At 62.3% G+C, this 11976-nt stretch carries 10 protein-coding genes and 2 tRNA genes; 2 read left to right on the top strand and 10 right to left on the bottom strand.

The annotated features are described in order from the left end of the window. Positions 1 to 108: 108 nt before the first annotated feature. Both AB4Y87_RS08465 and AB4Y87_RS08460 read left to right on the top strand, forming a co-directional pair. On the top strand, positions 109 to 828 hold the full coding sequence (locus tag AB4Y87_RS08465; RefSeq protein ID WP_014922101.1) for an IclR family transcriptional regulator: 720 nt from the start codon (positions 109 to 111) through the stop codon (positions 826 to 828). Between the two features lie 27 nt (positions 829 to 855). Beyond that, on the top strand, positions 856 to 1392 hold the full coding sequence (locus AB4Y87_RS08460; RefSeq protein ID WP_442003928.1) for a DUF1697 domain-containing protein: 537 nt from the start codon (positions 856 to 858) through the stop codon (positions 1390 to 1392). Positions 1393 to 1400: 8 nt separating this feature from the next. Here the strand turns inward: AB4Y87_RS08460 and AB4Y87_RS08455 are convergent, their stop codons facing one another. The 10 genes from AB4Y87_RS08455 to AB4Y87_RS08410 form a co-directional block, all read right to left on the bottom strand. Beyond that, complete coding sequence (locus tag AB4Y87_RS08455; protein WP_442003927.1) at positions 1401 to 3020, bottom strand: GTPase; 1620 nt, start codon at positions 3018 to 3020, stop codon at positions 1401 to 1403. Further along, positions 3017 to 4816 (bottom strand): dynamin family protein, encoded by a 1800-nt coding sequence (locus AB4Y87_RS08450; protein WP_442003926.1) that lies wholly within the window; start codon positions 4814 to 4816, stop codon positions 3017 to 3019. The genes AB4Y87_RS08455 and AB4Y87_RS08450 overlap by 4 nt, the downstream gene beginning before the upstream one ends. A 133-nt stretch (positions 4817 to 4949) precedes the next feature. Continuing rightward, positions 4950 to 5022, bottom strand: a tRNA-Glu gene (locus AB4Y87_RS08445). A gap of 127 nt (positions 5023 to 5149) precedes the next feature. Then, positions 5150 to 5221, bottom strand: a tRNA-Gln gene (locus tag AB4Y87_RS08440). Positions 5222 to 5358: 137 nt separating this feature from the next. Further along, the gene (locus AB4Y87_RS08435; protein ID WP_442003925.1) at positions 5359 to 6087 is read right to left on the bottom strand and encodes an HAD family hydrolase; all 729 of its coding nucleotides are present in this window, start codon (positions 6085 to 6087) and stop codon (positions 5359 to 5361) included. Positions 6088 to 6099: 12 nt separating this feature from the next. Then, positions 6100 to 7620 (bottom strand): glutamate--tRNA ligase, encoded by a 1521-nt coding sequence (gltX, locus tag AB4Y87_RS08430; RefSeq protein WP_442003924.1) that lies wholly within the window; start codon positions 7618 to 7620, stop codon positions 6100 to 6102. Between the two features lie 120 nt (positions 7621 to 7740). Next, a complete protein-coding gene (locus tag AB4Y87_RS08425) occupies positions 7741 to 8517 on the bottom strand; it encodes a fumarylacetoacetate hydrolase family protein (protein WP_442003923.1) in 777 nt (258 codons plus the stop codon). Between the two features lie 39 nt (positions 8518 to 8556). After that, positions 8557 to 9393, bottom strand: a complete 837-nt coding sequence (locus AB4Y87_RS08420; RefSeq protein WP_442003922.1) for an MBL fold metallo-hydrolase — start codon at positions 9391 to 9393, stop codon at positions 8557 to 8559. Positions 9394 to 9692: 299 nt separating this feature from the next. After that, the gene (locus AB4Y87_RS08415; protein WP_442003921.1) at positions 9693 to 10805 is read right to left on the bottom strand and encodes a branched-chain amino acid aminotransferase; all 1113 of its coding nucleotides are present in this window, start codon (positions 10803 to 10805) and stop codon (positions 9693 to 9695) included. 117 nt (positions 10806 to 10922) lie between these two features. Further along, positions 10923 to 11975, bottom strand: coding sequence for a 3-isopropylmalate dehydrogenase (locus AB4Y87_RS08410; RefSeq protein WP_442003920.1), 1053 nt, complete (start codon positions 11973 to 11975; stop codon positions 10923 to 10925). Position 11976 lies beyond the last annotated feature (1 nt).

The raw sequence follows: 11976 nt of genomic DNA, 5'->3' as shown, positions 1-11976 counted from the left end.
TGAACTCTTCTGACGCACTGAGCTCTTCTAACCACTGAAGCAGCAGGGCCACAAAATAAGCCAGTGAAACAACTTGCATCTCAGATATTGAGACGGCAATATCATTACATGGACAATTCTAGTGGAGTCGGTGTCATTGATAAAGCGGCCCAAGTACTCGATGCCCTCGAGGCCGGCCCGACGACACTCGCACAACTTGTAGCGGCTACGGGCCTTGCCCGGCCGACCGTTCACCGGCTCGCGCTGGCCCTGGTCCACCACCGCCTGGTCAGCCGTGACATCCAGGGCCGATTCGTCCTGGGCAGCCGGCTCGTGGAACTCGCATCTGCCGCTGGTGAAGACCGGCTCATCGCTTCCGCGGGGCCAGTGCTTATCCAGCTGCGGGACGCTACCGGCGAGAGCGCCCAGATTTTCCGCAGGCAGGGCGATTGGCGCGTGTGCGTTGCCTCAGCGGAGCGGCCGATCGGCCTGCGCGACACCATTCCGGTGGGAACCCAATTGTCCATGAAAGCCGGCTCCGCAGCGCAGGTCCTCCTCGCTTGGGAAGACCACGACCGGCTGCTGGAAGGACTCCAGAACGCCCGCTTTACGCCCACCGTCCTGGCAGGAGTACGACGCCGGGGCTGGGGTCAGAGCCTGGGCGAACGCGAGCCTGGGGTCGCCTCAGTTTCCGCTCCGGTCCGTGGGCCGTCCGGAAGGGTCATAGCCGCCGTTTCCATTTCAGGTCCGATTGAGCGCCTCACGCGTCAGCCGGGACGCCTGCATGCGGAGGTCGTCTGCAATGCCGCACGGGTACTGACCGAAGCCTTGCGCAAGAACAACGACTAGGGCTTCTGTCTTTGAAGGGGGACATCCATGAACACCTATGCCGTATTCCTCAGGGRCATCAACGTCAGCGGGATCAACATCAAGATGGCGGACCTGAAATCAGCTCTTAAGGCCTACCCATTCTCTGACGTCAAGACGCTTCTGGCGAGTGGAAACGTTGTCCTGAAGAGTGATTTGAGCATCACGGATGTAAAGGCCCAGTTCGAAAAGTGCCTGCGTGAATCCTTCGGCTACGACGCCTGGGTTGTTGTCCTCACTTCTTCACGGGTGGCCGAACTCGTGGATGCATGCCCGTACCCCGCCGATGACAAGGCCACGCACAGCTACATCACGCTCACCTCCGACGAAGCCATGCTGGACGAACTCTTTGAGTCCGGAGAGGCCCTTGGTGGCGTGGAACAGGTGCGGCTTGGGCCGGAAGCTTCGGCGTGGCTTGCACCCGCCGGAGGCACATTGGAAAGTCCTTTCAGCAAACTGTCCGCCAAACCGCGGTACAAGGCCAGCACCACTACGCGGAACCTTCGGACCCTTATCAAGGTCAGGGACGCTGCGGCCGATCTCTAGATGTATCCCTATCCTGCGCGCGCGGTTTTTAATGCCGCGTTGAATGCGGCCAAGCGCGCAATCTCCACCTCTACCGGTTCCACGATGCGCTGCTCAGCTACGCCTGCTATTCCTGCCTTCAGTCGTTTGGCCACGCCTTTGACGCGCAGACGCGCGGCCCAGCCGCCGATGATTCTGCCCAAGACTGCCAGAACAATCCCCAGAACCACTCCGCAGGCCACCATCAACGTAGGCCAGGGCCACCCCTCGGTCCGGGGCACCTCCGGGACGGGCATTTGGAAATAGCCGAGCGCCGCCAAGACCCCAAGCCAGCCGAGGCCGCCGACTGCCAGGAGAAGTGCCAGCCATTGAAGTGTGTTGAACAACAGCCACCAGAACGGGCGCTGCGACGTTTTGAGATTCGTCCCGGCGATGGCCTGGTCCAGGGCATCCGGCAGGTGCTCGCGGCCTTCCCTCGCCACAGCACGGATGGACGCCCGCCACGGGCACGGTGCGCCTTCGGAAGCCTCATCCACAAAATCACGCACGGCGGCATCTGTCCTCGCCCGTTCAGGTGCACCCGCTACCGGCAAGGAAGTCCGGTTGAGCTCGGGCTTGGTGTCCTGCCTGCCCAGGTTCAGCCTCCGCAGGGGATCAGGCCGGAAGCGCAGCAACCAGCGCGTCACGGGCCATCCAGTCCTGCGCGCCGATTCCCTCTTGAAGGATCGCGCTACCGCGTCAACCACCAGAGGTACGTTGGCCGCCGTCGACAATTCATTCGCGAGTTTGGCTTTGGTGTTTGCCTTGACGCCGCGGGCCTCGCCGTTGCCTGACACCTGGGCCAGTTCCGCAGCAGACTTGGCGACGTCGGCAGCCAGGCGCTTAGTCGCGGCCTCCCGCTGGACCACGACGTCCCTGATAGCACTACGGACGGCGTCGACGCCGTCGCCAGTCAGTGCTGAGGCGCCCAGGACCCGAACATTATCCAGACCGTCGCGCTGCAGGATGCCTTTCAGGGAATGAAGCACATCAGCGGTGTCGGCGTGATTGAGCTTATCTATTTGGTTCAAGACAACAAGGGTGACTGCTCCATGGGTGGCCATCGGGCGCAGAAAGTCGTTGTGCACGGCGGCATCTGCATACTTCTGTGGGTCCAGCACCCAGACCAGGACGTCCACCATCCCGACCATTCGCTGGACTACCTCCCGGTTCTCCACTTTCGTTGAGTCAAAGTCGGGAAGGTCCAGCAGGATCAGGCCGCTCTCCGCAGTGGCCAGGCCGGGCATCCCAGGCAGGCTGTGCCGCTCCTGCACACCGAGCCAGTCCAGCAACGGCCCGCTGCCTTCCTCGCCCCAGATTCCTGCCAACGGCGCGGACGTCGTGGGACGACGGGCTGCCGCGGTTGCGAGATTGCTGCTGGAAACGGCATTGAACAAGGATGACTTGCCACTTCCTGTGGCCCCGAAAAAGCCCACCACAGTGTGCCCTGCCGACAACGAGCGTCTGGACGTGGCCCGTTCAAGGACTTCATACACCGAATCCAGTTCCTGCTCGGGCAGCACCCCTTCGGCCAGTTCGCGTGCTGCATTCAGCGCTTCAAGCCGCCGCTGGAGTTGAGACGATTCCCGGATTTGGCTGTGCCGGCTCATGCGGCCCCAGCCAAGCGGCGGAGGGACTTGGCGTGGCGGGCGAGGTCCATGCCGCTATGCACGGTGTCAGCGTCCAGACCAGTGGCCTCCAGCCGGCCAAGGAACCTGCCCCGCTCCTCGTCGAGAAGGCGCTGGCAGTACGTATGGAGATCGGCCCTGGCCTGCTGGGCCAGTCGACGCACGGCATCTTCACCGAAGACAGCTTCAAGCAGCTTCTGTCCAACAACGGCCGTTCCACCGGCAATGCCTAGCTCCAATCCGGTCAAACCGGCAGTCATGGAGAAAACCACCACCATCAGCGCTGCGCCGAGCCCGTTCACGCCGAAGGAGAGCCAACGGGCCTGGGTGCGTTTTTCCTGGCCCTGGGTGCGGATCAGTTCCATGAGTCCCTCCTGCCAGGAACGGATGGCGGCAGCGGCCTTCGCGTCAAAGCCAGGACTGGTGCCGGAAAGGTCTGCCACACCCAGGAGCTGGCGGCCTGCCGTATCCGAGCGCCAGCGCCGGTCCACGTTTTCTGCGGCATTGGCGGCCTCATCAAGAATCACGGCTTGCAAACCTGTTTCGATCGCGGTCTCGACTTTCACAGCCGGGGCTGGTTCACCTCTGAAGAATGCTCCCATCCGGTCCCGCATGCGCCCTATGTTTTGCTCCAGCGCACGGAAGAATTCACCCGTGCCCACAAAATCCTGCCATCGAGCGAGCACTTCCCCGCGGAGCAGCGCACCGTCCTTGGTTGCTTCCAGAATGCGCAGTAGGGCGTCGTCGTATTCGTGAACGCAGACGGAGCGCAGCTCGCGGGCCGCAGCATCCTGGGCCGCAGCCGCAGCTGCAATACGTTCAAACCGGTTACTCACGGCGTTAACGGCACCATTGAGCGTGCGGCGCGCGACCTCCGTCCGCCCGGCGGCATCCGCCGCCAGGTTCGCAAGCCAAAGACGCAAGCCGCTGACAGCTTCGGCCGGCAGCATTCCCAAATCGTCCAAATCGCTTTCCTGCACCACGAAGAGTTCCGCACCAGCCAGTCCCTGGTGGTCCAACATTGCCTTAAGGTCCGTCGTGACTTCTTCCTCCGCTGCCGGTGGCACGCGGTCCAGCACCACGGCTACCGTGATGTCCCGCGACGCCGCATCCACGAGCAGGCGCCAAGGCACGGCGTCGGCGTATCTGTTGGCCGTGGTCACGAACACCCAAAGGTCGGCCGCGGCCAGCAACTGGCCTGCGAGCCTTCGGTTGTCATCTGAAATCGAGTCGACGTCGGGCGCATCCAGAATCGCGATGCCCCGAGGTACCTGATCGTGTGCCAGGAGCACCAGCGAGGCAATCGACTGGGCATCCGGTGTGACACCGGCTTGACGTGCAGGCAGCGGATCCGCGGACACTCGGCCCCTGACGCGGTCCAGGTTGGGAAGTATGCGCTGGCCCTCAAACCACTCCGCGTCCTGCGGGTGGTGAAGGAGGATGGGCTGGCGCGTCGTGGGCCTGATGGCCCCGGCGCGTGTCACCGGGTAACCCACAAGGGCATTGACCAGCGTCGACTTACCGGCGCCAGTGGAACCGCCGACGACGGCCAACAGTGGAGCGTCCAGGCTGCGGTACCGGGGAATCACGTAGTCGTCGAGCTGTGCCAGGGTCTCCCGGATCCAGTGGCGCCCCTCTTCGGCGTCGGGCAGGGAGAGGGGCAACGCAACGCCGGCAAGTTCCTTCCGCGCAGCTTCAAGGGTGTTGACAGCATCAGCCTGGGCTTTACTGGTGACAGGACTGACCCCTGCTCTTGGCGGCTCTTCATGTGCGGTCACAGCATCATCATGCCAGCCCGCAGACTGTCAGCGGGTCAGCCGGGGCTCGACTTAACGTGAATGTCGGGTTATAGGAGAAAATGCGCTTAAACCAAGAATTCCCCCGGAACCGAAGTTCCGGGGGAATTGTTTGTGACCCCAGCGGGATTCGAACCCGCGTTACCGCCGTGAGAGGGCGGCGTACTAGGCCGCTATACGATGGGGCCTTGCACTTTTTTGTCGCCGTTTCCGGCGAACAAGCTGAATGAGTATTTCATACTTTCAGCTCTCTTCCAAATCGACTATGCGATGTGAAATTCCGATTTTCCGCTGCAATAACGCGGAATTTCAGAGCTGGGATACCAGGACTCGAACCTAGAATGACGGTACCAGAAACCGTAGTGTTGCCAATTACACCATATCCCAAAGTGACTTTCGGACCGGAGTTCGTCGCCGTGGTTTCCCTTGGCTTTTTCCTCCGTGCCCCTCAGCACGAGTAATGACTCTACCGGAGTCTTGTCACCTGCACAAATCGCTGGGCCGTTACCTGCATCACATGGATGTCAGGCTGCCGAAGGTGCCGTAACGAGCAGTCTCGACAACGAATCCACCTGACGCCCATCGAACCCTTCGACCTCTTCGCCGGTCCTGTTCAGCCAGACGCCAATCAGGCCGGCCGCCGTCGCGCCATCGGCGTCAAGAAGCCGGTTGTCCCCGACATAGAGTGTTTCGCCGGGTTCTGTCCCCAGCAGCCGCACGCCCTCCAGGTAGATGGCAGGATCCGGCTTCGGCACGCCCACCGTATCCGTTCCTACCAGGATCTTGATCCTGGACAAGCCCGCCCCATCCAACTTTGCCCGCTGGTAGTCATGAACGTTATTGCTGACAGCGCCATACGGAATGTCCGCATCGTCGAGCGCATCGAGCACGCCAGCGACGTCGTCGAAAGCGCGCACATAGGCAGTCTGCCGCTGATGGTACTCAGCAACCCACGACTGCGATTCCTCACCGTCTCCGAGCTCCACGCCAAAGTGGCCCAAGGCTGCCCGGCCCCTCAAAAGGCGTTGCTCATTGAACGTCAATTCCCCAGCAAGGTAGCGGTCATAGAAATGCGTTGTTTCGTGGGTGAAGATACGGCCGAACTTCACCCACCCGGCCTGGTCAAGGCCGGGCAGGAGATGTTCGCTGACATCACGCAGAGCCGTTGTCATGGCGTACTCAAGGTCCACCAAGGTGTCGTCGATGTCGAACAGAACACCGCGGATAGTTCCGAAGGAGCTTGCAATAGCCATGACCTTTGCCGCCTAGCCCCGGAACGCGCGAACGCGGGCCAACGAGGAATCCTTACCCAGGATCACCATTGACTCGAACAGCGGCGGAGAAATGCGTCGGCCTGAAATAGCGGTACGCACCGGCCCAAAGGCGGCGCGGGGCTTGATGCCAAGGTCCTCGACCAATGCCTGCTTGAGTGCCGTCTGAATGTTCTCAGCGGTCCAATCCTCGATGGGCTCCAACGCAGCAAGTGCCGCGTCAAGCACTTCCTGCAGGTTCTCCGGGAGCCCCTTGCGGGCGTCGTCAGCAACATCGATCGCGTCGTCGGCCTTGAAAAGGAAGGCCAACATCTCAGGAGCTTCGCCCAACAGGGTAATGCGCTCCTGAACCAGCGGAGCCGCCTCTGCGAGGATCTCCTCCTGACGAGTGGTAAGGATCTCCCCCACGAAGCCTGCGGCGCGGAGGTAGGGGACGAGCCGCTGCTTGAAATCCTCCGGCTCGAGCAGGCGCACATGGGTCCCGTTGATGGCCTCGGCCTTCTTGAGGTCGAAGCGCGCGGGGTTACCCAGGACATCGTGGATGTCGAAGTTGGCCACAAGCTCCGCCACGGTGAAGATGTCCTCATCCGCACTCAAGGACCAGCCCAGCAGGGAAAGGTAGTTGAGCAGACCCTCGGGGATGAAGCCACGCTCGCGGTGCAGGAAGAGGCTGGATTCCGGATCCCGCTTGGAAAGCTTCTTGTTTCCCTGGCCCATGACGTAGGGCAGGTGACCGAACTCCGGCATGTACTCCGCCACTCCGATGGCGTAGAGCGCCCGATACAGCGCGATCTGCCGGGGGGTGGAGCTCAGGAGGTCCTCCCCGCGAAGCACGTGCGTGATGCCCATGAGGGCATCGTCAACCGGGTTCACCAGCGTGTACAGCGGAGCACCATTGGCACGAACCACTGCAAAGTCGGGAACGGAGCCCGCCTTGAAAGTAATCTCGCCACGGACGAGGTCGTTGAAGGTCAGGTCCTCGTCCGGCATGCGAAGGCGCAGCACGGCTTCCCGGCCTTCGGCCTTGAACTGGGCAAGCTGTTCCTCGGTCAGGTGGCGGTCGAAGCCGTCATAGCCAAGTTTGGGGTCGCGGCCAGCTGCCCGGTGGCGGGCTTCGATCTCGTCCGGCGTGGAGTAGGACTCGTAGACGTGTCCCCCGGCCGTGAGCTTGGCGATGACGTCCTGGTAGATGTCTCCGCGCTGTGACTGGCGGTACGGCTCGTGCGGCCCGCCTACCTCGACGCCCTCATCCCAGTCGATGCCGAGCCACTTGAGGGCATCCAGCAGCTGGTGGTAGCTCTCCTCGCTGTCGCGGGCAGAGTCGGTGTCCTCGATGCGGAAGATCAGCTTGCCACCGGTGTGGCGCGCGTAAGCCCAGTTGAACAGGGCGGTCCGGATCAGGCCAACGTGCGGCGTTCCCGTAGGCGACGGGCAGAAACGAACGCGGACTGGAGTCTCGGCGTTGACGGCAGGGATGGCGCTGGAGGCAGCGTTGGACGCAGAAGCAGTAGTCATAGTGCTTCAACTTTACCGCTTGATATAGGCCCTGTTCCCCGCAGGAAAGGCTCGACGACGGCCCGCGCCTTCCGTGCGAAAGGCTCGTGCCGCCGTCGGGCTTATGCTCTGGTGCGGCCGCTAGCGGCGAACCACCGGGTTGGATAAACGCCCGATGCCTTCAATCTCCACTTCGAAGCGGTCGCCCTCACTGACCAGGCCGACACCGGCCGGGGTTCCCGTCATGATGACGTCGCCCGGAAGCAGGGTGAACGCGTGCGAAACAATCGAGACGAGCTCGCGCACGCCCCGGATCATCTGGCTGGTGCTGCCGTCCTGTCGGAGTTCGCCGTTGAGCCGGCCCTGGATGGACAAGTCTTCGTGGTCGAGATCGGTTTCGATCCACGGGCCCAGCGGAGCGGAAGTGTCAAAGCCCTTGGCACGGGCCCACTGAAGATCCGTTTTCTGGACGTCCCGGGCAGTGAGGTCGTTTCCGCAGGTGTAACCAAAAATGACGTCGTCAGCACGTTCCTCAGGGACGTCCTTGCAGATACGGCCGATGATGACGCAAAGCTCCGCTTCGAAGGAGACTTCATCGGAGAACTCCGGGAGGACGATCGGATCGTTTGGCCCGATGACCGAGGTGTTCGGCTTGAGGAAGAGCAATGGATGCTGCGGAACCTCGTTGCCCAGCTCAGCAGCATGCTCGGCAAAGTTACGTCCAACGCCGATCACCTTGCTCCGCGGAATGATCGGCGCAAGGAGCCGCACATCCTCAAGCTTGTGCTTCGTGTGGGTACGTTCGACGCCATTGAAGAAGGGGTCGCCGTTGATGACAGTGATTTCCTCACTGCCGGGCTCGCCTTCAACAACGCCATAAAGGGGATCAGAATCAACTACAAACCGGGCGATACGCATGGGCTCAAGCCTACCGTCCAGCGCTTGGGCGTTTGCCCGCTAGCTTCGAAGGTAATCCAACTGCGCCGCAACCGAAGTCTCAGCCGCCCATCTGACGGAAGGGTCGACGTCGGGATACACCGCATCCGTGACTGCGGCAATCGGCGCGTCCTGGCCGAGCTGTGCAAGGGCAGCCCGGATCTGGTCGAGCCGCTGGTGGCGATGTTCGCGGTACTCGCGGCATTTGGCGTCCAGGGCAGCGAGCACCGGGCCATGGGCGGGAAGGAGCGTAGCCGGGCCCAGCGATTCGAGTCGGTCCAGACTGGCGAGGTAATCGCCCAGGCGGCCATCGGGGTAGTCCAGCACCGTGGTGCCGCGGCCCAGGATGGTGTCGCCGGTGAGGACGGAGCCTGTGGGACCGTCTGCGGGGAGATGGAAGCAGAGGGAATCCGATGTGTGGCCAGGCGTTGCCAGGACACGGATCTCCACTCCGCCGGCGTGGAGGACTTCGCCGTCCACGAGGGGATCTCCGCCGTGGCAGTACTCCGCGGCAGCAGCCCTGACCGGAGCACCTGTCCGTTCATGGAACCTGGCTGACGCGGCTGTGTGGTCAGCGTGGCGGTGCGTAATAAGCACGACGTCCACCACGCCTGACGCTGCCAGCTCGGCCAAGTGCCCTTCGTCTTCCGGGCCAGGATCCACCACCGCAACGTGGCCGGAATCGGCGGTGCCGATGACGTACGAGTTGGTGCCATCCAGGCTCATCGGGCCAGGATTCGGTGCCAGCCGGAAGCGGGTGAGGCCGCTGCTCCGTTGCAGCGCAGAGGTGCCGGCACGTGAAGAGGTGTAGTCGCCGGCAGGTGAGTCGTTGGAAGTCTCCATTGATTCTGAAGTCACTGTCCCATCTTGCACCACTTCCGATCCACTCTCACATCCGGGGCCTTTTCCGGCGATGTTCTCTCACATCGGAACCGTTTTCCACCGATGCCCCGTCAGTTCGAATTCGACGGCGGCCGCGTCTTTGATGTCCCCATATCAGGATGTGAGAGAAGATCCCGGTGGAACGGTCAGGATGTGAGAGAAGATCCCGGTGGAACGGTCAGGATGTGAGAGAACATCGGGGCATGACAACGGCGGCCCTTCCGCTTGTCACCAAGCAGGAGGGCCGCCGTCGTTCGCTTAAGTTGCGTCCCGGACTAAACCAGGCGGGTCAGCCAGCCGTGGGTGTCCTCCACTGTGCCGGTCTGGATTCCCAGGAGTTGCTGTCGGATGGCCATAGTGGTTTCGCCAGCCTTTGCGTCCTCGGATCCGATGAATTCCGTGGCGTCCTTGAGGACACCGATCGGGGTGATCACAGCTGCCGTACCGCAAGCGAAGACTTCAGCAATGTCGCCTGAAGCAACTCCCTCGCGCCACTCATCGAGCGTGATCTTGCGCTCGGAAACCTCGCGGCCCATGTCCTTCGCAACCTGGATCACGGAAGAACGGGTCACACCCTCCAGGATGGTACCGGTAAGGGCAGGGGTAACCAGCGAGCCGTCCTTCATGACGAAGAAGACGTTCATACCACCGAGTTCTTCAACGGCGTCGTCGTTGAAGTGGTCCAGGAAAAGTACCTGCTTGCAGCCGTTGGCCTCAGCTTCCTGCTGGGCAATGAGGGAGGCGGCGTAGTTGCCACCGCACTTGGCTGCACCTGTTCCACCGCGGCCCGCGCGTGCATACTCACGGGAAATCCAGATGGAAACGGGCTTCAGTTCGCCACCGAAGTAATTACCGGCGGGAGAAGCAATGACACGGAAGGATACTTCCCGGGCCGCCCRCACACCGAGGAAGGCCTCGGTGGCGATCATGAACGGGCGCAGGTACAGGGCTTCACCGTCGCCCGAAGGAACCCATTCCTTGTCAGCCTGCACGAGTTCGCGGATAGCACCCAGGAAGTATTCCTCGGGCAGTTCCGGGAGGGCCAGCCGGCGGGCCGATTTGTTCAGGCGCGCGGCGTTCGCTTCCGGCCGGAAGGTCCACACGGAACCGTCGGCGTGGCGGTATGCCTTAAGACCCTCGAAGATCTCCTGGCCATAGTGAAGCACTGCAGCCGAGGGATCCAGGGAGATAGGTCCGTAGGGCTCGATCCGGGCGTTCTGCCAACCGCCATTGCCATCGGCGTCAACTTTGTAGTCGACGACGGCGGTGTGGTCGGTGAAGTAATCGCCAAAGCCTGGGTTCGCCAGGACGGCTGCACGCTCCTCAGCAGACTTCGGGGTTTCCGAAAGCTGCTGGCTGAATTCGACGCCGTGGGCAGTCTGAGTCATGTTTCCTCCACAGTCAGCTACCTGGTGGCGCGAAACGGGTCCCGGAGGAAGCGGTTCAGCGGTGGACCAGGGAAGCAGGTAAATAATTCAACACAAGCTTACGCCTGAGAAATGGGCCTAAAGTGCGGCCGCAATGGCATCGCCGATCGCCGCAGTAGTGCGCGGCTCGCCGGTGCGGCTTTCGACGTCGGCGACCACTGCCGCCTCGATCTTGCGGGCCGCCGTGGTGTAGCCAAGGTGGTCCAGGAGGAGCACTGCGGAGAGGATGGCCGCGGTGGGATCGGCTTTTTGCTGTCCGGCGATATCCGGTGCTGAGCCGTGAACGGGTTCGAACATGGACGGTGCTGTGCGGTCCATGTTGATGTTGCCCGATGCCGCCAAGCCGATGCCGCCCGTAACGGCAGCTGCGAGGTCGGTCAGGATGTCGCCGAAAAGGTTGTCGGTGACAATGACATCGAAGCGCGAGGGATCGGTAACCATGAAGATGGTTGCAGCATCGATGTGCAGGTAGTCGTGCGTGACCTCGGGGAATTCCTGGGCCACTGCTTCAACCGTTCGCTTCCACAAGTGTCCGGCGAAGACCAGGACGTTGTGCTTGTGGACAAGAGTGACGTGCTTGCGTGGTCGTTCGCTGGCGCGGCGGAATGCATCCCGCACCACGCGCTCCACGCCGTGTGCAGTGTTAAGGGAGACTTCCGTGGCAACCTCATGCGGCGTGCCACCGCGCAGGGTGCCGCCGTTGCCGACGTAGGGACCTTCGGTGCCTTCGCGGACAACAATGAAATCGATGATGCCGGGGTTTGCCAGTGGGCTCCCGACGGTTCCGTACAAGCGTGACGGGCGCAGGTTCACGTAGTGGTCCAGGCTGAAGCGGAGCTTGAGCAGCATCTCGCGCTCGATGATGCCGGAGGGAATCCTGGTGTCACCCGGAGCGGCTCCCACTGCACCAAAGAGAATGGCATCACGCGTGCGGAGGTCTGCGAGGACCTCGTCCGGCAGGGTCTCGCCCGTCTCAAGCCAGTGCTGGGCACCGAGCTTGTAGTGGGTCTGCTCAAGGGCTACACCTTCTGCGGCGACAGCCTTTTCGAGGACCTTGACGGCTTCGGCGATGACCTCGGGGCCAATGCCGTCGCCGGGGATGACAGCGAGATTGATGGAGGATGCACTCATA

Origin of the sequence: Paenarthrobacter sp. RAF54_2 (assembly GCF_052113945.1) — a bacterium.
Taxonomy (GTDB): domain Bacteria; phylum Actinomycetota; class Actinomycetes; order Actinomycetales; family Micrococcaceae; genus Arthrobacter.
Note: the sequence above shows the minus strand (reverse complement) of the source record. Positions and strands in the feature narration are given on the sequence as shown.

Bases quoted from the DNA above. Each gene is read 5' to 3' on its own strand.
- AB4Y87_RS08465 (WP_014922101.1), top strand. From the start codon at position 109: ATGGACAATTCTAGTGGAGTCGGTGTCATTGATAAAGCGGCCCAAGTA.
- AB4Y87_RS08455 (WP_442003927.1), bottom strand. From the start codon at position 3,020: ATGAGCCGGCACAGCCAAATCCGGGAATCGTCTCAACTCCAGCGGCGG.
- AB4Y87_RS08435 (WP_442003925.1), bottom strand. From the start codon at position 6,087: ATGGCTATTGCAAGCTCCTTCGGAACTATCCGCGGTGTTCTGTTCGAC.
- gltX (WP_442003924.1), bottom strand. From the start codon at position 7,620: ATGACTACTGCTTCTGCGTCCAACGCTGCCTCCAGCGCCATCCCTGCC.
- AB4Y87_RS08425 (WP_442003923.1), bottom strand. From the start codon at position 8,517: ATGCGTATCGCCCGGTTTGTAGTTGATTCTGATCCCCTTTATGGCGTT.
- AB4Y87_RS08410 (WP_442003920.1), bottom strand. From the start codon at position 11,975: ATGAGTGCATCCTCCATCAATCTCGCTGTCATCCCCGGCGACGGCATT.